Genomic DNA, 23,825 nt, shown 5'->3' with positions numbered 1-23,825 from the left:
TTCAAGTGTCATTTGAAGGGGTACAACGAAATAATGACAAAGACTTTGTCCTGAGGACAGGGTCTTTTTTGTTGCAAAATCAAACTTTGATGAAGTCAGAAGGGAGGGTACCCTTTTAAAGCTACATGAAATGTCGTTTTTAGGTATCTTTTTTGTATAGTTGTTCGTGACAAAAAGGTCATATCCCGTTATATTTTCCCTCTGATATTCATCAACATTGTAACTCCGGCTGTAAACCTTTCCGAAATCGGGTTAATTATAATAGAGAGGTGAGCGTATGAGATATGCGATCAGTTCAGGATTACATACGCAATGATCCCTAATTGTAAATTCAGAGAGGAGTTTTATATATGACATCATGGAAAAAATGGACAAGTGCGTTGCTGGCAGCAGGAATTATTGTGGGGAGCGGTGCTGTGTGGCAGGATAGTTCGGTACAAGCGGCTTCTGTATCCTCCAAAGTAACAACCCCTACTGAGGTGACCCTGAAATCAGGTGGGAAATCACTGACTCAAAAAGGACTTCTACAAGGAGGCTCAACCTGGGTATCTCTTACAGCAGTTAAAGATGTAGCGGGTGGAACCTTGAAATATGATGCGAAAACCAAAGAGTATGCTCTGACAGCAGCCAATAACACGATGACCATCAGCCTTTTGGACGGCGAGCCGAGTGTTCGAATTAACAATTACTATCCTCAAGTAGACGCGAAGCTGATCAACGGCAGACTATACATCCCATTCTCAGCGATGAGAGATTATCTGGGTGTACAGGGGAACTGGGATGGCAAAACCAAAACGTTGACGCTCAGTAAGGTGAAACAAAATAGTGTGAAAGTTAAAGCGGCGACAATCAATGTTACTGTGAAAAATGCTGAAGTGGATGTTCAGTATCCGCAGGTGAGTGGACTTGCCAGCAAAGAAGCTGAAGCAGCGATCAACAAAGTGCTGAAAGATGAAGTGGATGCATATGTAGCTGACTTCAAGAAGCAGACATCTGAGTTCGGTGGTGCAACCGCCAACCGTCCATATGCATTTGAGAGCTCTTATGTGGTGACCTACAATGAAAGCGGCGTACTGGGACTCATTACACAACGATACGAGGATTATGCTGGCGCTCACGGTATGACATTCCGCACGGGCCACACCTTTGCATTGGACACAGGCAAGGAGCTTACGTTAGATGATGTGCTGCAAAATAACAAAACGATGCGCGAGACGTTGGGTAAAAAAGTCGGCGAACAGCTGAAAGCTCGCGGTGGATACCTCGAAGGTTACAAAGGGTTAAATAAAGATCAGGATTTCTATGTGACGCCAACGGGTGTGGTCGTGTTCTTCCAGCTGTATGAGTATACGGCGTACGCAGAGGGATTCCCTGAAATGCCATTTACGTATAAAGAGCTTCTCCCTAAAGGCACAGAACCATTTAGCGATGTAACAGGAACGAAGTAACGAATCATCATCGAGCACTCTTAAGTTATCTTTCTTATAAAATGAGAAGAAGCCCACATCATGTGATCATGATGTGGGCTTCTTCTCGTATAGACAACACAATGATATGTTGCTGATTACGTTAGTGTTGATTATGTTAACGCGTAGACTGGGGTCTACATCACACTTAGATGCCTTGGGAACCTACGTTTTCGATAACTTTATCAATAATACCGTAATCGGCAGCTTCAGCAGCACTCATGAAGTAGTCACGATCCGTGTCTTTCTCGATCTTCTCCAACGGTTGACCTGAACGCTCAGAGATGATGCGGTTCAAGGTATCACGCATTTTCAGGATGCGGCGAGCACGAATTTCGATGTCGGTAGCTTGACCTTGAGCACCACCAAGTGGTTGGTGAATCATGATTTCACTGTTAGGCAATGCAAAACGTTTCCCTTTCGCACCGGCATTCAGCAAGAATGCACCCATGGAAGCCGCCATACCTACACAGATGGTAGATACATCCGGTTTGATGAATTGCATTGTATCGTAAATGGCCATACCAGCTGTAATGGATCCGCCTGGGCTGTTGATGTATAAGTGAATGTCTTTCTCCGGATCTTCCGCAGCTAGGAACAACATCTGTGCCATGATGGCATTCGCCACAACGTCATTAACATCGCTACCAAGGAAAATAATACGATCCTTCAGCAATCTGGAATAGATGTCATAGGCGCGCTCACCCCGGTTGCTCTGTTCAACGACCATAGGAATAAAACTCACGTGAAAAACCTCCTCGGAAATGTAAATGTTATTGGTGTTTATACTTAAACTGTTACCGTATTACCCACATAATAAACAATTCCAAACAAAAAGTCAAAGAAAGTCAAACTAACTTGCAAAAAAAAGAAACCTTTCCGGTTTCATTGGTTAAAAGGGTTATGAGCTGTTAAATAAAAATGGCGCGCCCGCCAAGAATCGAACTTGGATCTCAGGCTTCGGAGGCCTACGTCATATCCATTGGACCACGGGCGCACATTATGTGACAGCAATAATGATTATAGCTCATGGAATATTTAATTGCAAGCAGTTCGTTATCTACGTTAGTTTGGATTGAGCTAAAAATGATCATGATGAAGAAGAGTGGATAAAGAGTGCATTTAAGTAAATGCTATTAGAGGTTTTGGGCATGCTGTATGAAATGTGATCCTGAGCGATATGTAGATGAAAATAATATGTTTCTTCTATATATGGTATGCGTGAGGTAGTCCTTAATCATGGAAGTCTAGGATTGTGAAAATAGGCGCGTACAAACGCTGGAAGCGTGTCGAAATAACACGTTGAAACACTTGCATGTCACGTCAGTTTTAGGTAGAATAGACGTGGGACTTAAAAAGTTAACCCGGGACGTTTTAGGGCCACGAAAGAGAGCTTGGAACGAGAACTTGCGGGAGTGGAAAGCATGCGAACGATTTTAGAAGTACAAAAGCAGCTTCTGCCTGATCTCATGGATATCTTGAAAAAGAGGTATACGATTCTGCAACAGATCATGTTATCGGATGTGATCGGACGGAGAACGTTAGCTAATTCCATGCAGATGACCGAGCGGGTTCTGAGGGCTGAGACCGATCTGTTAAAGGCTCAGGGACTTATTGAAATTGACAGTGCAGGAATGAAGATCAGCGAGGCAGGGTATGATTTGCTGCAGCAGTTAGAGCCCGTAGCCAAAGAGTTGTTTGGATTATCCGAGCTGGAAGAGCGCATCAAGCAAGCCTACGGTCTGCAAAAGGTAGTTGTAGTTCCTGGCGATTCGGACATTTCTCCATTTGCCAAAAGGGAACTGGGCAGAGCCGGAGCGAAGGCTCTCGGCAATATCATGAGTGACAACGACGTTGTCGCCGTTACTGGCGGATCAACAACGGCCGAAGTCGCAGAGCAACTTAATCCACCAACATCGCTCAAAGGTGTCTGGTTCGTACCGGCACGCGGTGGACTTGGAGAAAGTCTCGAAATTCAGGCGAATACGATCGCATCCACAATGGCAAAACGGGTAGGAGCGCAATACAAACTCCTGCATGTACCGGATTTGCTTAGTGATCATGCCTATGAATCATTAATCCAGGACCCGAGTGTTCAGGAGATTCTACAGCTGATCAGGCAATCACGGATTGTTATTCATGGAATTGGTGATGCCGTGGAGATGGCAACGAGACGCAAACTTGCAACGGAGATTGTAGATGAACTCCAGGAGCAAGGGGCCGTATCTGAATCTTTCGGTTATTACTTTAATGATCAGGGTGAGGTGGTACATACCATGCTTACACTGGGAATGCGACTTCAGGATATTGAACGAACCGATGTCGTGATCGGAATTGCAGGTGGCAAAAGCAAAGCTGCTGCCATACACTCCGTGCTGCGATTTGGTCAGGAAGATATTCTGATTATTGATGAGGCAGCTGCCGAAGTCATCGTAGCCGAAATGGAATAAGAGTTTACTTTTCATCACAACCATTGTTGTCTTGACGGACTTCACCGTCTGTCTTGAATATATAAGTTTCATAAAAAAAATTAATCAAAACTTGGGAGGAACTTACTCATGATTAAAGTAGGTATTAACGGTTTTGGACGTATTGGACGCTTGGCATTCCGCCGTATTCAAAATGTAGCAGGCATCGAGGTAGTAGCAATCAACGACTTGACTGACGCTAAAATGCTGGCTCATTTGCTCAAATATGATACAACTCAAGGTCGCTTCGATGGCGATGTTGAAGTACACGATGGCTTCTTCAAAGTGAACGGTAAAGAAGTTAAAGTATTGGCTAACCGTAACCCAGAAGAACTTCCTTGGGGCGACCTGGGCGTAGATATCGTTCTGGAATGTACCGGTTTCTTCACAACTAAAGAAGCAGCTGAGAAACACTTGAAAGGTGGAGCTAAGAAAGTTGTTATCTCCGCACCAGCTACTGGCGACATGAAAACCATCGTTTACAACGTAAACCATGAAATCCTCGACGGTACTGAAACTGTAATCTCCGGCGCATCTTGCACAACGAACTGCCTGGCACCTATGGCAAAAACGCTGCAAGACAAATTCGGAATCGTTCAAGGTTTGATGACTACAATTCACGCTTACACTGGCGACCAAAACACGTTGGATGCTCCACACCCTAAAGGTGACTTCCGTCGTGCTCGCGCAGCAGCTGAAAACATCATCCCTAACACAACTGGTGCTGCTAAAGCAATCGGTCTGGTAATCCCAGAACTGCAAGGCATCCTTGATGGTGCAGCTCAACGTGTACCAGTAGCTACTGGTTCCCTGACTGAGCTCGTAACTGTTCTGAACAAAAAAGTAACTGCTGAAGAAGTTAACGCAGCTATGCAAGAAGCTTCCGATCCAGAAACTTTCGGATACACAGAAGACGAAATCGTATCATCCGATATCCAAGGAATCACTTTCGGTTCCCTGTTTGATGCAACTCAAACTAAAGTTCTGACTGTTGGCGACCAACAATTGGTTAAAACTGTAGCTTGGTATGACAACGAAATGTCCTACACTGCACAATTGGTTCGCACTTTGGAGCACTTTGCAAAAATGATTAAGTAATATCTGCAATAACATAGAGCGGAAACAGATGCTATTGTTTCCGCTCTTTATATATCTACATTTTGCAAATTTCTCAAAAACACCAGGGTTGACAAGGGATTTCAGCTCTTGATTGGTCCACCAAATACATGGGTGCGGAGGAAATACAGATGAACAAAAAAAGTGTACGCGATATCGAATTGACAGGAAAACGGGCTTTTGTCCGTGTAGATTTCAATGTGCCGCTCGAAGATGGTAAAATTACAGATGACAAACGTATTCGTGCAACGCTTCCTACAATCAACTTCTTGATTGAAAAAGGCGCTAAAGTCATTTTGGCAAGCCACATGGGTCGTCCTAACGGCGAAGTGGTTGAATCCTTGCGTTTGACTCCAGCAGCTGAGCGTTTGTCTGAATTGCTTGGTAAAACAGTTGTTAAAGCTGACGATTCTGTTGGTGACGCTGTTAAAGCTCAAATCGCTGAACTGAACAACGGCGACGTATTGTTGCTTGAAAACGTTCGTTTCCATGCAGGCGAAGAGAAAAATGATCCAGAACTCGCAAAACAATTCGCTGAACTGGCTGACGTTTTCGTTAACGATGCGTTTGGCGCGGCTCACAGAGCACACGCTTCGACTGAAGGAATCGCTCACTTGCTTCCAGCAGTGTCCGGTTTGTTGATGGAGAAAGAACTTGAAGTGTTGGGTAAAGCAATCTCCAACCCTGAGCGTCCTTTCACAGCTATCATCGGCGGATCCAAAGTTAAGGACAAAATCGATGTAATCGACAACCTGCTGAACATTGCAGACAACGTGATCATCGGTGGCGGTCTGACTTACACGTTCTTCAAAGCACAAGGACATGAAATTGGACAATCCTTGCTGGATGATTCCAAACTTGATGTAGCTCTCGGTTTCATCGAAAAAGCGAAAAAACTGGGCAAAAACTTCTACCTGCCGGTAGATATCGTAGTGTCTGACGATTTCAGTGCGAAGGCTAACACACAAATCGTTGACATCGACGGCATCCCAGCAGATTGGGAAGGCATCGACATCGGTCCTAAAACACGTGAGATCTATGCTGACGTAATCAAAAACTCCAAATTGGTTGTATGGAACGGACCAATGGGCGTATTTGAAATCGAGCCATTCTCCCACGGTACTCGTGCAGTAGCAGAAGCTTGCGCAGAGACAGAAGCTTACACTGTAATTGGTGGCGGCGACTCCGCAGCAGCAGCTGAGAAGTTCAAATTGGCTGACAAAATGAACCACATCTCTACAGGTGGCGGTGCATCGCTCGAGTTCATGGAAGGCAAAGTGCTTCCAGGCGTAGTGGCATTGAACGACAAGTAAGTTTTAGTCTATAGCATGAAGGAGTTGAAACCCATGAGAACACCGATTATCGCAGGTAACTGGAAAATGTTCAAAACGGTTTCCGAATCCAATGACTTCATTCAGGAAGTTAAAGGAAAAGCGGAAGTTGAAGGCGTGGAGACTGTAATCTGCGCACCGTTTACAAATCTGCCATCCCTGGTAGAAGCCGTTAAAGGCACAAACATCAAAATTGGTGCACAAAATCTTCATTTTGAAGACAACGGTGCATTCACAGGTGAAATCAGCGGCGTAATGCTGAAAGACCTGGGTGTGGATTACGTCATTATTGGTCACTCGGAGCGCCGTCAATATTTTGCGGAAACCGATGAGACTGTCAATAAAAAGTTGCATGCAGCATTCCGTCACGGATTGACTCCAATCTTCTGCCTTGGTGAGACGCTTGAAGAGCGTGAAGCGAACCAAACAAAAGACGTATGCAAAGTGCAAACAGTAGCTGCTTTTGCAGGTCTGTCTGCAGAGCAAGCGGCACAAGTTGTTATCGCTTATGAGCCAATCTGGGCGATTGGTACAGGCAAATCCTCCACTTCCCAAGATGCGAATGAAGTTATTGCTTACATCCGTACGCTGGTGAAGGATCTGTACAACGAGACGGTAGCGAATGCAGTTCGTATTCAATACGGCGGCAGTGTTAAACCGGAAAACGTAACAGAATACCTCGGACAAAGCGACATCGACGGCGCGCTTGTTGGCGGTGCCAGCTTGCAGCCGGCTTCGTTCATCGCGCTTGTTGAGGGGGCGAAGTAAGATGACAGCTCCAAAACCTGTAGCACTGATCATCATGGATGGCTTTGGTCTGCGTAACACGGTGGAAGGCAACGCGGTAGCGCAAGCCAAAAAACCGAACTATGACCGTTTCATGAGCCAATTCCCACATACAACACTCACTGCTTGCGGTGAAGCAGTAGGTTTGCCAGAAGGGCAAATGGGAAATTCCGAGGTAGGTCACCTGAACATTGGTGCCGGCCGGATCGTATACCAGGATTTGACCCGTATCTCCAAATCCATTCGTGACGGCGAGTTCTACGACAATGAAACACTTGTCAAAGCTGTTCGCGAAGCGAAACAAAGCGGCAAAAAGCTTCATCTCTACGGCTTGTTGTCCGATGGCGGCGTACATAGTCACATCGACCACCTGTTTGCTATGCTGGATCTGGCTAAAAAAGAAGGAATGAATGATGTATATATTCATGCTTTCATGGATGGCCGTGATGTTATGCCAGACAGTGGTAAAGACTTCATGCAGAAACTGATCGCCAAGATTGAAGAAGTTGGTGTAGGTAAAATCGCAACGGTTCAAGGTCGCTATTACGCGATGGACCGTGACAAACGTTGGGAACGGGTTGAGAAATCATACCGCGCCATCGTTTATGGAGATGGACCAAAATACACTGATCCACTCAAAGCGGTTGAAGAATCGTATGAGAAATCCGTATTTGATGAATTCGTTGAACCAACGGTTATCGTCAAAGCGGATGGTGAGCCGGTAGGTCTGGTAGAGAGCGGCGATTCCGTTATCTTCCTCAACTTCCGTCCTGACCGTGCGATCCAGTTGTCGCAAGTGTTCACGAACCAGGATTTCCGCGGTTTCGATCGTGGTCCGAAGTTCCCAGTGGGCTTGCACTTTGTATGCTTGACTTTGTTCAGTGAGACGGTTGAAGGTTATGTGGCTTATTCGCCGAAAAACCTCGACAACACGCTGGGTGAAGTTCTGGTACAGAACAATAAAAAACAACTGCGTATTGCAGAAACGGAGAAATACCCGCACGTTACCTTCTTCTTCAGCGGCGGTCGTGATGTGGAGCTTCCGGGCGAAACCCGCGTACTGATCAACTCACCAAAAGTTGCAACGTATGACCTGCAACCGGAGATGAGCGCGTATGAAGTGGCTGATGCATGTGTTCGCGAGATCGAAGCAGACAAACATGACGCCATCATTCTGAACTTTGCTAACCCTGACATGGTTGGACACTCCGGCATGCTGGAGCCTACCATCAAAGCGGTTGAAGTAACAGATGAGTGCATGGGCCGTGTTGTGGATGCAGTACTTGCCAAAGGCGGTGTTGTACTGATCACTGCGGATCACGGTAACGCGGATATGGTGTTCGATGAGAAGGGACGTCCGTTCACAGCTCATACTACGAACCCAGTTCCATTTATCGTCACCGATGCAAATGTAACCTTGCGTGAAGGCGGAATCCTGGCGGATATCGCGCCAACAATCCTTGACCTGATGCAATTGCCTAAACCGGCTGAGATGACAGGTACATCGGTCATCGCTACCCGTAAATAAGTTACGCAACAACATATATAATTGGGCGGTTTGGCGTTTGCACATTGAACGAAGGCAGCAGAAATAGTCTGAAGAAGCGAAGCGCTCGCCTTTATCACATGATTTCAACTTACGAAAATAAGTTCAAAGAAATCAGGGGATAACAGTGATCAGAAGACGATTCTGCTGACGTAGTGAAATAAGGGCAAACACAAGTTGGTCCCAAAATTAAATCCCAACTATAAAGGAGATTATCACAAATGACTATTATTTCTGACGTGTACGCTCGCGAAGTCCTCGACTCCCGCGGTAACCCTACAGTAGAAGTTGAAGTATACCTGGAGTCCGGCGCAATCGGACGCGCAATCGTTCCATCCGGTGCATCCACTGGTGCCCACGAAGCAGTTGAGCTTCGCGATGGTGACAAATCCCGTTACCTCGGTAAAGGCGTTCTGCAAGCTGTTAAAAACGTAAACGAAACAATCGCTCCAGAAGTTATCGGTATGGATGCATTGGATCAACTGGGTATCGACAAATTGATGATTACTTTGGATGGTACGCCAAACAAAGGTAAACTGGGTGCTAACGCAATCCTGGCTGTATCCATGGCAGTAGCTCGCGCAGCTGCTGACGCTTTGGACCTGCCATTGTACGTTTACTTGGGTGGATTCAACGCTAAAGCACTGCCAGTACCAATGATGAACATCATCAACGGTGGTGAGCATGCTGACAACAACATCGACGTTCAAGAGTTTATGGTTCTTCCAGTTGGAGCACCAAGCTTCAAAGAAGCTCTTCGCGTAGGTGCGGAAATCTTCCACAACCTGAAATCCGTATTGAGCTCCAAAGGCTTGAACACAGCTGTAGGTGACGAAGGTGGTTTCGCACCAAACCTTGGTTCGAACGAAGAAGCAATCACTACAATCATCGAAGCTATTGAAAAAGCAGGTTACAAACCAGGCGTTGACGTATTCCTGGGTATGGACGTTGCTTCCACTGAGTTCTACAAAGATGGTAAGTACACACTTGCTGGCGAAGGTAAATCTTACACTTCCGCTGAGTATGTTGACCTTCTGGCTTCATGGGTTGAGAAATACCCAATCATCACAATCGAAGACGGTATGTCCGAAGATGACTGGGATGGTTGGAAATTGCTCACTGAGAAATTGGGAGACAAAGTACAACTCGTTGGTGATGACTTGTTCGTAACGAACACTGAGCGTCTGGGTAGAGGTATCGACGAAGGTATCGGTAACTCCATCCTGATCAAAGTTAACCAAATCGGTACATTGACTGAAACATTCGATGCAATCGAAATGGCTAAACGTGCAGGATACACAGCTGTAATCTCCCACCGTTCCGGTGAGTCCGAAGACAGCACAATCGCTGACATCGCTGTTGCAACTAACGCGGGTCAAATCAAAACGGGTGCTCCTTCCCGTACAGACCGTATTGCAAAATACAACCAATTGCTTCGCATTGAAGATCAACTGGGTGAATTGGCTCAATACAATGGTCTTAAAGGATTCTACAACCTTAAAAAATAAGCTGGATATCCAGCTTTCACGGACAAGCCGGGTAACCGGCTTGTCTTTTTTATTGAAACAGAGTAATGGTATATCGTGCAGATCACGTAGATGGTGAAATTTGGGGAATTGCATGAATTGCACTACTTGTATCACAACAATAGCTATGTTACAATTAAAGTAACTGTTTTTATGGTGAGATGTTATGCCCACATGGGTAGGAGGTGGAAAGAATGGATATTGCTTTGAAATTGCTGCTCGTTGTCTTCTCGATCGGTCTAATCACTGTAGTATTGCTGCAGCACGGGAAAAGCGCTGGTTTGGCGGGTGCCATCTCCGGTGGTGCGGAACATCTTTTCGGTAAAACGAAAGCGCGCGGATTGGATCTCTTCCTGCAACGTGCAACGGTGGTACTGGGTGCAGGATTTATGATTTTGTCTATTGTTGTTACGGTTGTTTCCAAATAAGATTTGGATCCGCTGTGCAATGAATAGCTTAAGCTAATGGCTTAATTGATGAACCTTCGTTTCGTGAAGAAACGGGGGTTTTTTAATAAATTCTTACGCGTCCAAACTTTTCCAACGATATATAGACTCCATGATTTCGGTCTTCTTCTCACTTCTGTTCGGTTTTCCTTCCTTAGTGTGCAACACACCCCTATCATGTATGGTATGTCCCTCGCTTATTCGTTACGCGAACTTACTCCTTATAATGAATGTCATGTGTACAAATATTTTCGGATATGGTCGTTTTATAGATGCGTACAGCACTTGTATCGCATAAAATGTCTGTAGAGATACGTGAAAGCGTGACTTTAGAGGAGCGCCCGGCAACTGTGGTTTTTTTGCGAGGTACGGATGGGCCGGATTGAATTCGTGTATACTAGGGTATGAGATAGTATGGTTCACGACTACACTCTTCACGACAGTGACATGGTATTGCATGAAAACGGTAAGGATTCCGATACATAAAGAGATGAGACTTGATTACACTTTTATGTTTCCCGAGGTGAATATATTAATGATAACAGAACAACAATTGCTCGACTTCATGCGGGAAACCGCTTATAAACCGATGACTTATCAGGAGTTGGAACAGCACTTCGGGATCGAAGATGCAGCTGATTTCAAAGCCTTTTTGATTATGCTTAATACGCTGGAGGAATCCGGTAAAGTTTTGTTGACCCGTAACAATCGCTATGGTATGCCAGAGCGCATGGATTTGGTACGTGGACGTTTACAAGCTCACGCCAAAGGGTTTGCTTTCCTCATTCCTGAGGATCGGGAGCACCCGGATGTGTATATTCACGCCAATGATATGAAGAGTGCGATGAATGGTGACACGGTATTGGTTAAAGTAACATCGCAAGGACCTTCTGGAGGTCGCCTGGAGGGTGAGATCGTTCGTATTGTTACTCGCGCTGTGACACAAGTGGTTGGTGTATTCCAAAGCCATGAAGTGTACGGCTTCGTCATTCCCGATGACAAACGGATTAATCGCGATATTTTCATCCCACGTACTAACTTTGCAGGGGCTGTTGATGGACAGAAGGTCGTAGCAAAGATCGTTAGCTACCCAGAGGGTCGTGCCGCAGCTGAGGGTGAAGTGATCGAGATTCTCGGTCACAAGGATGAGCCGGGTATTGATATTTTGTCCGTTATTCGCAAGCATCAGCTGCCTGAAGCTTTCCCGGATGAAGTGGTAGAAGAGGCGGAGAAAGCACCAGACTCCATCACGGATGAAGAGATTGTACAACAGGGGCGCCGTGATCTGCGTGGACTTAACATTGTTACGATTGATGGCGAAGATGCCAAGGATCTGGATGACGCTGTTAACGTAGAGAAGCTGCCTAACGGGAACTACCGTCTGGGTGTTCATATTGCCGATGTTGGCTATTATGTACAGGAGAATTCCAAGCTGGATCAGGAAGCTTATAATCGCGGATGCAGTGTGTATTTGGTAGACCGGGTTATTCCAATGTTGCCACAGCGTCTGTCCAACGGGATCTGTAGTTTGAACCCACAAGTAGACCGCTTGACTTTGTCTTGTGAGATGGAGTTTAACGACCAGATGAAGGTTGTGAAACATGATATTTTCACGAGTGTAATCAAAACCAAAGAGCGGATGACGTATTCCAACGTTCGCAAAATCCTTGAAGGTGAAGAGCCAGAATTGCTCGAGCGTTATAAGGATCTGGTGGACGATTTCCATCTGATGAAAGAGATCGCCTTGAAGCTGCGTGCTATGCGTATGCGCCGTGGTGCGGTTGACTTTGACTTTGAAGAATCCAAAATCATTGTGGACGCAGAATGCAAACCGGTGGATATCGTGAAACGGGAGCGTTCGATTGCGGAGCAAATCATTGAGGAGTTCATGTTGGCAGCCAACGAAACAGTGGCAGAGCATTTCCACTGGTTGAAGGTTCCGTTCATCTATCGTGTGCACGAAGACCCGGACCAGGAAAAACTGCAAAATTTCCTCGCCTTTGCGGCGAATTTCGGACACCAAGTCAAAGGACGTGGCAACGCAATTCATCCACGGGCACTTCAATCGTTGCTTGAGGATATCAAAGAAACAAAAGAACAAACCGTGATTAGTACGATGATGCTGCGTTCCATGAAACAGGCGAAGTATGATTCCGAAATGTCGGGTCACTTTGGCCTGGCGGCAGAATTTTATAGTCACTTTACGTCTCCAATTCGTCGTTATCCCGATCTCGTCATTCACCGGGTGATTCGCGAAGTGATTGAGAATAATGGTGCTTTGCCAGAGAACCGTCAGGAGTATTTGGCAGCACGGATGTCCGATATTGCGCAGCAGTCTTCGGAACGTGAGCGTGTAGCGGTAGAAGCTGAACGGGATACAGAGAAGATGAAGAAAGCTGAGTATATGCTCGATAAAGTAGGCGAAGAGTTCGAAGGCATGATCAGCAGTGTGACCAGCTTCGGTATGTTCATTGAACTGGAGAACACGGTTGAAGGTCTGATTCGCCTGAGCGCCCTCACGGACGACTATTACCATTTTGACGATCAGCACATGGCTCTGATTGGTGAACGTACCTCGAAAGTCTTCCGCATCGGTGATGAAGTGAAGATTCGTGTGGCACGTGTAAGCATGGAAGAGTATACGATTGATTTTGAAATGGTGGATATGAAACCTCGTGGTGAACGTCCTGGTGGCTTCGGTGGCGGACGTGGCGGTAAAGGTGGACGTCCAGGTAGCGGCGGCGGACGCGGCGGTGCCAAGGGTGGACCAGGTGGATTCAGCGGTTCGCGTGGCGGCAAAGGCGGCTCATCCGCTGCTGGAGCCAACCGTGGTGGCAGATCAACGGAAGAGAGCAGCAAAGGTGGACGTGGCGGTCGCAGTGGAGCAGCGAGTGCAGGCGCAGGCTCATCCGGTGGCTACGCAGGTAAAGGCGGCGGCAAGCCTAAAGGTGAGCGTCGTGCTGGTGATGCTGGCGGATCAACTGGTCGGGGCAAAGGCGCGGTGAGCTTTGGTTTTGGCTCAGGTAAAGGTGGCTATAGCTCTACATCGGGTGGATCGGATAGTGGTTCAACGAGTGGACAAGGAAGTGGCCTGAACAGCGGCAGCGGTCGTAGTGAAGGAAGCTTCAAGTCCGGCAAGGGCGGCGGTAAAGGTGGCAAAGGCGGAAGTGGACGCAAGAACACTTCACCGAGCGGCGTATTTATCGGAGAAAACGCAACTCCTGGGGGTGCTCAGGAAGGCGGAGCACCACGACGCAAGCGGAAGAAAAGCAAAGGTGCAGCTGGTAACGGCACGGCAGCTTTTGTACGGAAAAAGAAAAAATAATAACGCTACAGTCACTTGGAGAACTGGACTGCAATTAGTTCCTCCAAGTTAAGTGTTAGTGAGATAGTCACTTCAGGTGTATGTTGTTTCGCACAGTCTGAAAGTGGTGTAATGAGGAGGGGCGGCAGAGGTCGCCTCTTTCTTGATTTTAACAGCCGTACTTGCTACAATTAAGGTCTGGCACGTGGTACCTTGGTGCAACATTGGGTGCGCTGCTATAGAGCATGGTACCGGCTTATTTTACGGAGAAGGAGTGAGGACATGGGCAAGAATGATGGACAGAGTAAAGTGCTCGCACAGAATAAAAAGGCTTCCCATGACTACTTCATTGAAGATACGTATGAAGCGGGCATGGTGCTTACCGGAACGGAGATCAAATCTCTTCGCAACGGCCGTGCGAATATTGGTGATGCATTTGCCACGATTCGTAACGGTGAGATTCATATTCACAATATGCATATTAGTCCTTTTGAACAAGGGAACCGAAATAATCCGCTCGATCCAACACGCACGCGCAAGTTGCTGATGCATAAAGTGCAGATTCACAAGCTGCTCGGGCTGTCGAAACAGGACGGATACAGCATAGTGCCGCTGAAGATCTATATCCGCAACGGTTATGCGAAGCTTTTGCTCGGACTGGGTAAAGGTAAGAAACAGTATGATAAACGGGAGACTGCCGCGAAGCGCGATGCTCAACGTGATATCCAACGGGTACTGCGCGAGAAGCAGAAGGTTGCGCGTTAAGTGGAGCGCTGGGCGTGGAAAGCTGCATCTTAGGTGTAAGTTAGTTCTCGTATGGAGCTAGGAAGAGTGTTGTACGAGTTAAGGAGTCTCAAGGTTTGTCCTACAACGGGCAAGCCTGAGGCTTTTTTTATTTGTATTTGGGGAAGGTAATTTGATGTGAGTTGCTGAAGTGTGAAGTGAACTGGTTTTTTATTAATGTGTTACTAAGAAAACTGCTAAGGATATGGAGCTTAGTACGGTGATGAATCTAAATTATCAGCTGTTGCGTAGTTTGTCAGGGTAGTGGGTAAGATACTTAGGTACAGTTGTTCGTGATCGGATCTGGGTAAACTTTACTTCCGATTGGCGACGCGGTATAATATGTAGACGATTGAGCCTGTTGTATTGGATAACCTTGTACACATGCTCAACCTGCTGGAATGTCTTCCAGCAATCTGTACTATTTCGGTGATGTGTCCTGTGTTATGATTACTCATGTAGCAGACAGGAATGCCGAGTTTGAAAGAAGCATCTTTTTACCTTGGAGGAAAAAGATGTGCAGCACCTTTGCTCCGTATTCACGGATTAATCCTGGAGCCCTTCTTCATTGAGGGGGCGTTTATGGATTCGACGGGGATAGTTCGAGCATGGGTAGCGGGTAGTGGGGACGCGTCCGCTTCATCAACGCTAAAGCCTATTAAACGGCAAACAACAAACAAACTACGCTTTCGCAGCCTAAGAAACTGTGTGCGTGCTTCTAACCTGCATCGCCCATGTGACAGGATTAGGGGCTAACAAGTAGTGGGATACGCTGTCACATCTCCGCCTGGGGTGTGCTGAAGAAGACAATCAGGCTGACCCAAAGTATAGCCGGTTACGGGGCGATACTCGGGTGACATCAAAACTGTGACTACACCCGTAGAAGCTTATGTGTCGTTATCTTCGGACAGGGGTTCGACTCCCCTCGCCTCCATTCTAAAAACCCGCTCATAGAGCGGGTTTTTTACTTGTAAAGGTAAAAATTATAGACAAAATATAGACCCTAGATTTCTATAGTGCTTATATCGATGATGTTGTAGACATAATGTCTATTTAGGTTTGCTATTATTTTATTGGGAGTTGGAACATTAATGATTGAATTTAGGACAGAAAACTCGAGCTTTAGCCTTATAAAAAATTACGTTAAAGAAGTAAGAACGACAGATGGGGATGAGAAAAACGTAAAACAGTGGTTTGATAAGTATCGCTATCAGATTGAATGCTACAATGAAAAAGGGAAAAAAGCATTTCGTATGATTTTCTCATCTTCAGATGGATTCATTATTCCTAATTGGATAAACCACCAATATAGCCAGGAGAAATTAATACCCCAAGAATCTTTTTATCAAGTAGTTGCCTTAATGAAACTTGCAGATGAAAGGCTATTGGAGAATTGTCAAAGACTTATGGAATTATTAGAGAAGGATACATGTTTTGGAGTAAACGTTATAAGATTCGGAGAGCTTCGTGACAAATCGAGTAGCCGCATACAAATATTAGATTTTTGGCAGTATGGAGAAGAAGAACAGATTCTCTATTATAAAGGTGGAGTATGGAATGAGAAAGAGAGTTCCATAAAGATCTCTGAGTATCGACACATGATAGAATGGAAGCCGCTTGATAAACAAATTAAGTTGATAAACCTTGGAATTAAACAAGGTAGGAAATATACCAGAGATGCGTATCTATTATTTGAAATTGACTATAATGGGGAACATCCCAATATAAGAGTAAATAATTCGCTAAAGCCTAATCAAGTTACATATGATAAATGGAAAAGATATTTAACAAAAGTCGTGGATGATATAGATGTCATGGATAAGTTACAGAACTTATTTAATAAAATTTAATCTTTCAAAAATAAAACCGACAGTAGTTAACTACTGTCGGTTTTATTGATAGTGAGGTCAAATCTACAGGTCAAGTAAGCAGCATATTATAGGTGTAAAGTGACTAAATTGGTGAGGTGGTCATTTTGGATGCTGAAAAAGAAATATTCTTAGTAGACATTGTGGATTGCGAGGATGAGAAAACTCTTTTTTTTGAGGTGATAAGATTTTATTTAGATAATATCAACATTTGAGGTGTTGAAATAGGAGACTATCTATAGGACAAGAACATAAGAATGAAAAGCTAAATTAATTATGAGAGGTTGTGCTTTTGTGAGAGAAGATAATTTTTATATTAAAGATGTTTATCTTACTGACTTTGTAAATCAAAGGAACATCTTTACACCTAGCCAATTGAGAGATCATCTTAAAACCATGTGTCATGTTGTTGATCCAGAGGGATATGTAACAAAATGGTTAAAAGATCGTACTTGTCAAAAAGAAATTTATCGTATCAGCCATGGTCACTATAGAAAAGAGAGAGAATATATTAAACCTGACTTACTGGTTATGAGAGATTGGGTACAAATGAATTAGGACAAACTCTAGAGATTTTGTACCGAAAGACTATATTGGTTTAGAGGATCTACAATTCGGAAATTAAAACATAATGAATATATATTATAGTGTTAGATCGATAAAAGGCGTGCTTATTGCACGCCTTTTTAGTTTTCTATTCTATGTAGGAGTGATGTTATGGGAATTCTCAATGAAGAAATAAAGGCTCTATTTTCAGAAGTATTAATGGTGAAGCCGAGTACTCAATTCTTAAATGATTTATCAGAGAAATATTCTACTCTTTTTGAATTTTTAAGCACATCACAGTTAGAGCTAGAGAATAGGATAGGGCTGCCAGAGTGTCAAGCAAAAAAGATAATCTCGATGATAAGTCTTTTTGAGGAGTTACATAAACAAGAACTCAAAGATTATATAGTACGGTCTCCAAGAGACTTGGTGGGCTATCTTATCTCTGAGTATAAATTTGTAACAAAAGAGCACTTCATATGTGTTTTTCTAAACAGCAAGAACAAAATAATTCATAAAGAGATTATATCAATAGGTTCGCTCAACGCAGCGATAGTCCATCCTAGAGAAGTTTTTAATGCAGCTATTCGACATTGCAGTGCTTCTCTCATTTGTGTTCATAATCATCCTAGCGGAGATTCCACACCTTCTGAAGAGGATATTAAGATAACTAAACGATTAGTAGACGTGGGTGAGATTGTTGGTATTGAAGTATTGGATCATCTGATATTAGGTGGGAATTCTTATTACAGTTTGAAAGAACACGGACATATCTGACTGTATTTCTTCTGATTCATGAAGGGAGGTGAAAATTTTGAATAAGACCCCAGAATCATTGATTATAGACACTGTGCAAGTCGGAGTTGGAGTACTAGTAGGAGGGGCAGCTGGGGCTGCAATAGGAACGATAATTTTACCGGGTGCTGGAACAGCCCTAGGTTATCTCATAGGAGCTAGTGGTGGGATATCAGTTTTAAAGAAAATTGAATTAGGAAGGTGTTAATAATGAAAATTCATTGGAAAGAGGCTCAAAATGCTGCCTCTGATGCTATCTATCTAACGATAGAAAATAGTTTTAATATATTCAAGACGGCAAAAGACTTGAAGGATAAGTATGATGAAAAACCTGATAATAGGGATAAATCCGCCATGAGAAAACAGTAAGTATCCTATAAAAAGAGAAGTAGCGTAAATGCTACTTCTCTTTATTTTTTATCTTTGAATATTAAGAGTTGAAGGACAAAGTGATAAATATCTTCTTGCTCTTGGATCGAGCGTCCACTAAGTTCGTAAGCAATTTTATCAGTAAAGTCGTTACTTTCACTCTCGTGTCTAGTATCTAACTCAAAAATGTCTTTAATTTCTATTGCCAGAGATGTTGCAATTTTATCTATTACAACTATAGTAGGACTTTTTTCACCACGCTCTATTTGACCCAGGTAGGAGGTATTCATACCAGCTCTTAGAGCGAGCCTTTCTTGGCTTAAACCTCTACTCTGCCGAAATTTCCTTATATTCTCTCCAACAAGTGCGTTAATTTCACTCATATATACCACCTGTTTCCTATGAATTACTTTAAGGAAACGATAATAGTATTGTACCTCTCGCTCAACGTGCTATATACGTTATTTTTTAAAGTTACTAAAAGCGTTGAAAAGGTGAGTCATATTACCTATAATTAGTATGTGCATTGAAATATATTCCATTAAATAAATTCAGTTTAGGAGGTAGGCAAAATTGTATTTAAGAAAAATGTTATTCTCAATCTGTATATTCTTTGTTTTTTTATTCTTTGTGCAACCAATACATGCATCGGATATAAATCAAAACATAGGGAAACAATTTATTATCCAGGTCGGGAATCCAAAAATGTTGGTCAATGGGGGGAGTATATTGATAGGATCTAACCCAAAATATTCTCCTATAATGTATAAGGGGGTTGTATATGTTCCAGCCAAAAATATAGTGAGGCATTTAGGTGGCCTAATAGAGTTTGACCCAACACAGAAGAAAGTTGAAATAACAATTGATAATGTTAAGTTAACAACTAGCTTAGAGAATAATACGATTTTTGTTAATAATAAACTAAAGGAAATAGGCATAGCACCTCTAATTATAGACTCAAGTGTATGGATACCGGTTCGCACTCTTACAGCGGGATTTGACCTAAGGAGTAAATGGGATCAGGTCAATCAGCGTATAGTATTCTACTACGGTGGATTAGGAGAGCGGTGGTATGAAAACAATTACACAGTAAAAGTTTCAAATAAACACGGAACTTATTTAGATCAGGCTATCGGATATAAAATGAATTACAATCTATCATGGGGAGATCCTTTAGTTATTCAAAAGGAGGATGAAACCGTAGAAACTATTTTTTATGAGAGTAAACATCTCAAAATCAATTCGTACTCTGATTACATGTTATCATCGTACTCTGATGATGAAGGACTGGTTCTAGATGAATCTTATGAGGATTACTTATATAGAACAAATTTAATATCGGATGATGTGAGAGAAGAATCTCCTGGCGTTGTAGATAAGCTATACACGATTGTTGAAGAGAATAAGGGAGATCAGGTTTTAAGCATTGTTTCTTTTAAGGGAAATCAAGTAGGAGTTATGAGGATAGCTGTATTAGAAGATCTTAGTGCTAGAGAATTAAAAGTTTTAGAGGAATGGCAGTGGTTAATGGAGACAAGTTTTAAACCAGATGGATCAGTCGGATAATATTAATTATAAATTGAATTTGAAGGAGAATTAAAATGAAGAAGAAAGTAATTACTTGTTATGTAGTACTATGCGTTATAATGTTGCAGTTTACTGTACAGCCATCTTTTGCTGCTAACAATTATACAGGCAATTGGAGCGACGAGTACGATATTGGATCTTATGGATTAAATCAAATGAATCTAACTATGAAAAACAAAGGTAACAAATTAGAAATAGAGGCAACTAACGACTATTACTTACCAATCAACGATAGTAGAGCTAGCTACCTGGAGGGAAGTGGGAGATACAGAAGTAGTTTCATAACTGGCTTGACAACTTTTAATGCTAAGGGAACAGCTTCTTTTAAATACAAAGATGAGTATAACAACGGGCAAATGACTATAAGTGTCAAAAATGAAACTGTCACATTGACATGGTCAGGAAAAGAAACATCAGACTATTCATTCCCACAAGGAACATTTAAGCTCAATAAAAAAGTGAATTTAAGTAACGCTGAAATAAAAAAAATGGGTATACTACTCAGTAATCTCACTGAACTGAAGCTATACAATTTCGATGCTAAGAAAGTTAGCAACTCAGAACTCATTCGTTTTGGAATTTGGCATAATTATATTAACAATTTTAATTCAAGAATAAGTTCTTCTAAGGGAAAGCTTTATATATCGAAGTCGGAAGTGGAAAAATCAATTTTAAAATATTTTAATATAAAGTTTAAAAATCATCGTTCTATACAAGATTCTAACTATAACGGAAAGGGCTATATCTTCGACGGTTCTGATGGTGAAAGAGTATTTTATGTTAAAGCCGATGCCTTATATGATATGGGTGGAAGTAGTTTTAGAATAAGCGGTCATCTGTATGATCCTGAAGATCCGAGTGAAGACATTATAAGTCGTGTTAATGCTACTGTTAAAAAGGTAAAGACCGGAAATGAGTATAGATATGTAATTTCAAAGCTAAATGTAAAGCATTAAAAGAAATGGAGATTACAATAGTAATCTCTTCTTAAAGCCATTCTAATTGGTAATAACCCTCTAAAGTAGACAGTAAAAAAAGACATGATTAAGGTGCATCCGTTTTCCGGTATTTTACTGGGAAACGGCTGTTTTTTTTCTGAAAAAATGTATTTGCTCATTTGTTATTCAAATTGCGCTTTATTTGCAGCCTTATTCAAGTATATATTCTAGGTCTTTAAGTGAGAAAAATGGACTCGATAGATGCAGGGAATTTACATGCTTAGAGTGACTGCCTAATATGCCGGGCATCTTCAGTTTACAGTTAAAAGGCTTCGAGGTATATTGAAATCCTTGATCCGAGTGCGAAATTACGCAACTCAGTGCTAACGTAGTTTATCCAGCGCATTTCATGAACCAAATCAAGGTCTTAGTGAATGTGATTATTCCTAAAACTTAGTTAGATTTACTACAACATGAATAATTCTGTAGTTATCTGCTATTGAGTAATTTCGGAAAATAATATAAATAGGGAATTCTGACCTATACCGAGTTCAGAACCTTACATCATATTAGGACATTTTTACGTTTCTTTCCATTGTTAAATCTGGTAAAATTATAGTTGGATATTTATCTATTGCAAAACACATTTCTTTTTTTGTAACTTGAAATGTTTTCGATTTCGTGAGATTTCTACATCAAGGGGTGATTACATGTTTTACTTTATATGTTTTCTAGTTATAAGTATTATTGGGTTCATATTTGGAATTAGAGCTTTGATAACACCAAACTCTTGGCCGTTCAACCGTAAAAAGCGTGAGCTAAATCAGGCTGAAATAACAAGTATTAAGTTTAGAGGAGTATTTATTCTTGCTTTCAGTGCTATACTTGCAATTGCTTCTCTTCGACAGTTTCTCTTATAGTCTTTTTATCTTACAAAGTATCATGGTTTTGATAGACCCTCTATTTTTAAAAAAACGACCGCCTTCTAGCCATAGTAGAAGGCGGTCGTTACTTGTTTTACGACTCTCATATGGGTATTAGTTAATGATTTCCCAGCCGCTTCCGGAGCGAGCTCTTTCTACGACACCTTTACCTTGAACGAAACGAAGTACAGTGCCATCTTGCAATGTATACTCCAAGAACGGGAACTTAAGTTGGTATTGGCTATACCGACTGCCATAAGCATTAATGTCAGTCAGAATTTCAGTCATTCCTTTAATGCCGTACTCCAATAGATCTTCCATTTTACCACCTGCTCCGATTCCGAAAAGGGAAAGGGAAAGTCCTGCGACTCCTGCGGCAATACTCACTGGGGCGCTTGCTACGAAGATCAATCCCAAAACTGTAGCTCCAATACCACCCAGCCCTGCTAGAATAGCGGCTTTATCAGCTACACCCGTTTTAAAGCGTCCAGACTCTAACACAGTCCGTTGTGCTAAAATCATTTTACTCAATTCCTGACGGGTTACAATTACACTTGTTGCATACTCACGAGATGTTGCCATAATTATCATCCTCCAAATTTGTATTTTCTGAGAGAGTTAAGCGCGCTTCACTTCCTTCTCATATATTAGGGAGTTTTTATCGGTTCTTTCACAACCTTCCTCTGGAGATTACAAAAATCTTTTTAAACCTGATGATGATCCATTTCACAAACGTATGTGGTCTTATCTTTATAGTTCTAAATCAGTAGAAAAACGACCGCCTTCTAGCCATAGTAGAAGGCGGTCGTTACTTGTTTTACGACTCTCATATGGGTATTAGTTAATGATTTCCCAGCCGCTTCCGGAGCGAGCTCTTTCTACGACACCTTTACCTTGAACGAAACGAAGTACAGTGCCATCTTGCAATGTATACTCCAAGAACGGGAACTTAAGTTGGTATTGGCTATACCGACTGCCATAAGCATTAATGTCAGTCAGAATTTCAGTCATTCCTTTAATGCCGTACTCCAATAGATCTTCCATTTTACCACCTGCTCCGATTCCGAAAAGGGAAAGGGAAAGTCCTGCGACTCCTGCGGCAATACTCACTGGGGCGCTTGCTACGAAGATCAATCCCAAAACTGTAGCTCCAATACCACCCAGCCCTGCTAGAATAGCGGCTTTATCAGCTACACCCGTTTTAAAGCGTCCAGACTCTAACACAGTCCGTTGTGCTAAAATCATTTTACTCAATTCCTGACGGGTTACAATTACACTTGTTGCATACTCACGAGATGTTGCCATAATTATCATCCTCCAAATTTGTATTTTCTGAGAGAGTTAAGCGCGCTTCACTTCCTTCTCATATATTAGGGAGTTTTTATCGATTCTTTCACAACCCCTTATGATAATTTTTATCCGTATCAACTTTTTCAATGTAATCTGGATCATACTTCTCATCTTGCTTTAGTATACTCTCTAAAAATTCTAACGTAATTGCTGATATAGCATCTTCAGTAGGCATATAGATGAAGTTACTGATTCGAACAATATCTTCTTTGTATAGCTCAATCAACTTCAACATTGCAAGAGTATCCTTTTGCTTCGCTGCTTCAATAAGTCTTAATAATTCGCGATCTGTGATAATTGGGTTATCATTTTTCTTTTCCATTTGTTCACCGCCTGTTGACTAATCTGTAAGTTATGTGCAACTTCTTCTTCTGTTCTACCCTGTATATATATTTGATCAATGATCATTTTTCCTTTTTGGGGTAGTGATTCCATCAACTGATTAATCCAAATTTTATCATCTGATAATTTTGTGAAATTGTTAGAGGCAGGTATAGTATCATTTATAGGATCTTCTTTGTTACGGATCTTTTTTGCTTTGTACTGAACACGCCAACCAATTCGGTAAATCTCGCGCTTGTAACGTTCATAAACTTCATGTTTCTCCTCCATATTCTGTGCCCCTTCCAAAAGTATTCTATGTATATAGGGAAAATCTAGCGGTAACTTCACAACCA

The 23,825-nt window shown here is 42.6% G+C and carries 23 protein-coding genes, 1 tRNA gene and 1 other RNA gene; 18 read left to right on the top strand and 7 right to left on the bottom strand.

Features of this window, described 5'->3' with window-relative positions:
• Nucleotides 1-350: 350 nt before the first annotated feature.
• Nucleotides 351-1,448, top strand: a complete 1,098-nt coding sequence (locus OM416_RS27705) for a stalk domain-containing protein (RefSeq protein ID WP_264934885.1) — start codon at nucleotides 351-353, stop codon at nucleotides 1,446-1,448.
• 166 nt (nucleotides 1,449-1,614) lie between these two features.
• On the opposite strand, the gene clpP is transcribed toward OM416_RS27705, so the two are convergent.
• Nucleotides 1,615-2,211, bottom strand: coding sequence for an ATP-dependent Clp endopeptidase proteolytic subunit ClpP (gene clpP, locus OM416_RS27700; RefSeq protein WP_169482112.1), 597 nt, complete (start codon nucleotides 2,209-2,211; stop codon nucleotides 1,615-1,617).
• Between the two features lie 177 nt (nucleotides 2,212-2,388).
• Nucleotides 2,389-2,463, bottom strand: a tRNA-Arg gene (locus OM416_RS27695).
• Between the two features lie 427 nt (nucleotides 2,464-2,890).
• On the opposite strand from OM416_RS27695, the gene OM416_RS27690 reads away from it, so the two are divergent.
• The 15 genes from OM416_RS27690 to OM416_RS27620 all read left to right on the top strand — a co-directional run bounded on the left by OM416_RS27690 (nucleotide 2,891) and on the right by OM416_RS27620 (nucleotide 18,350).
• On the top strand, nucleotides 2,891-3,916 hold the full coding sequence (locus OM416_RS27690; RefSeq protein WP_264934884.1) for a sugar-binding transcriptional regulator: 1,026 nt from the start codon (nucleotides 2,891-2,893) through the stop codon (nucleotides 3,914-3,916).
• Between the two features lie 108 nt (nucleotides 3,917-4,024).
• The gene (gap, locus tag OM416_RS27685; protein ID WP_017691243.1) at nucleotides 4,025-5,032 is read left to right on the top strand and encodes a type I glyceraldehyde-3-phosphate dehydrogenase; all 1,008 of its coding nucleotides are present in this window, start codon (nucleotides 4,025-4,027) and stop codon (nucleotides 5,030-5,032) included.
• Between the two features lie 149 nt (nucleotides 5,033-5,181).
• The gene (locus tag OM416_RS27680) at nucleotides 5,182-6,363 is read left to right on the top strand and encodes a phosphoglycerate kinase (RefSeq protein WP_036674741.1); all 1,182 of its coding nucleotides are present in this window, start codon (nucleotides 5,182-5,184) and stop codon (nucleotides 6,361-6,363) included.
• A 33-nt stretch (nucleotides 6,364-6,396) separates the two neighbouring features.
• On the top strand, nucleotides 6,397-7,149 hold the full coding sequence (gene tpiA / locus OM416_RS27675) for a triose-phosphate isomerase (protein WP_036616221.1): 753 nt from the start codon (nucleotides 6,397-6,399) through the stop codon (nucleotides 7,147-7,149).
• A gap of 1 nt (nucleotide 7,150) precedes the next feature.
• Nucleotides 7,151-8,695, top strand: a complete 1,545-nt coding sequence (gene gpmI, locus OM416_RS27670; RefSeq protein WP_036616224.1) for a 2,3-bisphosphoglycerate-independent phosphoglycerate mutase — start codon at nucleotides 7,151-7,153, stop codon at nucleotides 8,693-8,695.
• A gap of 239 nt (nucleotides 8,696-8,934) precedes the next feature.
• Complete coding sequence (gene eno, locus OM416_RS27665; RefSeq protein WP_062837741.1) at nucleotides 8,935-10,221, top strand: phosphopyruvate hydratase; 1,287 nt, start codon at nucleotides 8,935-8,937, stop codon at nucleotides 10,219-10,221.
• A gap of 212 nt (nucleotides 10,222-10,433) precedes the next feature.
• Nucleotides 10,434-10,667, top strand: a complete 234-nt coding sequence (gene secG / locus OM416_RS27660) for a preprotein translocase subunit SecG (RefSeq protein ID WP_036616231.1) — start codon at nucleotides 10,434-10,436, stop codon at nucleotides 10,665-10,667.
• 553 nt (nucleotides 10,668-11,220) lie between these two features.
• Nucleotides 11,221-14,010, top strand: coding sequence for a ribonuclease R (rnr, locus tag OM416_RS27655; protein ID WP_264934883.1), 2,790 nt, complete (start codon nucleotides 11,221-11,223; stop codon nucleotides 14,008-14,010).
• Nucleotides 14,011-14,271: 261 nt separating this feature from the next.
• The gene (gene smpB / locus OM416_RS27650; RefSeq protein WP_036674736.1) at nucleotides 14,272-14,754 is read left to right on the top strand and encodes an SsrA-binding protein SmpB; all 483 of its coding nucleotides are present in this window, start codon (nucleotides 14,272-14,274) and stop codon (nucleotides 14,752-14,754) included.
• A gap of 590 nt (nucleotides 14,755-15,344) precedes the next feature.
• Nucleotides 15,345-15,709: a transfer-messenger RNA gene (gene ssrA / locus OM416_RS27645) on the top strand.
• A gap of 154 nt (nucleotides 15,710-15,863) precedes the next feature.
• A complete protein-coding gene (locus OM416_RS27640; protein WP_264934882.1) occupies nucleotides 15,864-16,622 on the top strand; it encodes a hypothetical protein in 759 nt (252 codons plus the stop codon).
• 312 nt (nucleotides 16,623-16,934) lie between these two features.
• The gene (locus OM416_RS27635; protein WP_264934881.1) at nucleotides 16,935-17,198 is read left to right on the top strand and encodes a hypothetical protein; all 264 of its coding nucleotides are present in this window, start codon (nucleotides 16,935-16,937) and stop codon (nucleotides 17,196-17,198) included.
• A gap of 159 nt (nucleotides 17,199-17,357) precedes the next feature.
• The gene (locus OM416_RS27630) at nucleotides 17,358-17,963 is read left to right on the top strand and encodes a JAB domain-containing protein (protein ID WP_264934880.1); all 606 of its coding nucleotides are present in this window, start codon (nucleotides 17,358-17,360) and stop codon (nucleotides 17,961-17,963) included.
• A 37-nt stretch (nucleotides 17,964-18,000) separates the two neighbouring features.
• Nucleotides 18,001-18,189, top strand: coding sequence for a hypothetical protein (locus OM416_RS27625; protein WP_264934879.1), 189 nt, complete (start codon nucleotides 18,001-18,003; stop codon nucleotides 18,187-18,189).
• A gap of 2 nt (nucleotides 18,190-18,191) precedes the next feature.
• Complete coding sequence (locus OM416_RS27620) at nucleotides 18,192-18,350, top strand: hypothetical protein (protein ID WP_264934878.1); 159 nt, start codon at nucleotides 18,192-18,194, stop codon at nucleotides 18,348-18,350.
• 41 nt (nucleotides 18,351-18,391) lie between these two features.
• On the opposite strand, the gene OM416_RS27615 is transcribed toward OM416_RS27620, so the two are convergent.
• Nucleotides 18,392-18,733 carry a helix-turn-helix domain-containing protein gene (locus OM416_RS27615; RefSeq protein WP_264934876.1) on the bottom strand — a complete coding sequence of 114 codons (342 nt, stop codon included), beginning with the start codon at nucleotides 18,731-18,733 and terminating at the stop codon, nucleotides 18,392-18,394.
• Nucleotides 18,734-18,923: 190 nt separating this feature from the next.
• Between OM416_RS27615 and OM416_RS27610 the strand changes: the two genes are divergently transcribed.
• Together OM416_RS27610 and OM416_RS27605 are read left to right on the top strand one after the other, a co-directional pair.
• Nucleotides 18,924-19,916: a copper amine oxidase N-terminal domain-containing protein gene (locus OM416_RS27610; RefSeq protein WP_264934874.1), complete on the top strand. Its 993-nt coding sequence runs from the start codon at nucleotides 18,924-18,926 to the stop codon at nucleotides 19,914-19,916.
• A gap of 35 nt (nucleotides 19,917-19,951) precedes the next feature.
• Entirely contained in the window at nucleotides 19,952-20,893 is a 942-nt protein-coding gene (locus OM416_RS27605) for a hypothetical protein (protein ID WP_264934873.1), read from the top strand.
• A gap of 1,019 nt (nucleotides 20,894-21,912) precedes the next feature.
• Here OM416_RS27605 and OM416_RS27600 read toward each other — a convergent pair.
• From OM416_RS27600 to OM416_RS27585, 4 genes are all read right to left on the bottom strand, one after another.
• Nucleotides 21,913-22,380, bottom strand: coding sequence for a hypothetical protein (locus OM416_RS27600; RefSeq protein ID WP_264934872.1), 468 nt, complete (start codon nucleotides 22,378-22,380; stop codon nucleotides 21,913-21,915).
• A 255-nt stretch (nucleotides 22,381-22,635) separates the two neighbouring features.
• On the bottom strand, nucleotides 22,636-23,103 hold the full coding sequence (locus OM416_RS27595; RefSeq protein ID WP_264934872.1) for a hypothetical protein: 468 nt from the start codon (nucleotides 23,101-23,103) through the stop codon (nucleotides 22,636-22,638).
• A gap of 88 nt (nucleotides 23,104-23,191) precedes the next feature.
• Nucleotides 23,192-23,470, bottom strand: a complete 279-nt coding sequence (locus OM416_RS27590; RefSeq protein ID WP_264934871.1) for a hypothetical protein — start codon at nucleotides 23,468-23,470, stop codon at nucleotides 23,192-23,194.
• The gene (locus OM416_RS27585) at nucleotides 23,422-23,760 is read right to left on the bottom strand and encodes a sigma factor-like helix-turn-helix DNA-binding protein (RefSeq protein WP_264934869.1); all 339 of its coding nucleotides are present in this window, start codon (nucleotides 23,758-23,760) and stop codon (nucleotides 23,422-23,424) included. The genes OM416_RS27590 and OM416_RS27585 overlap by 49 nt, the downstream gene beginning before the upstream one ends.
• Nucleotides 23,761-23,825 lie beyond the last annotated feature (65 nt).

The organism is Paenibacillus sp. LS1 (assembly GCF_026013365.1).
Lineage (GTDB): Bacteria > Bacillota > Bacilli > Paenibacillales > Paenibacillaceae > Paenibacillus.
This window is presented reverse-complemented; position numbering and strand designations above follow the sequence as displayed.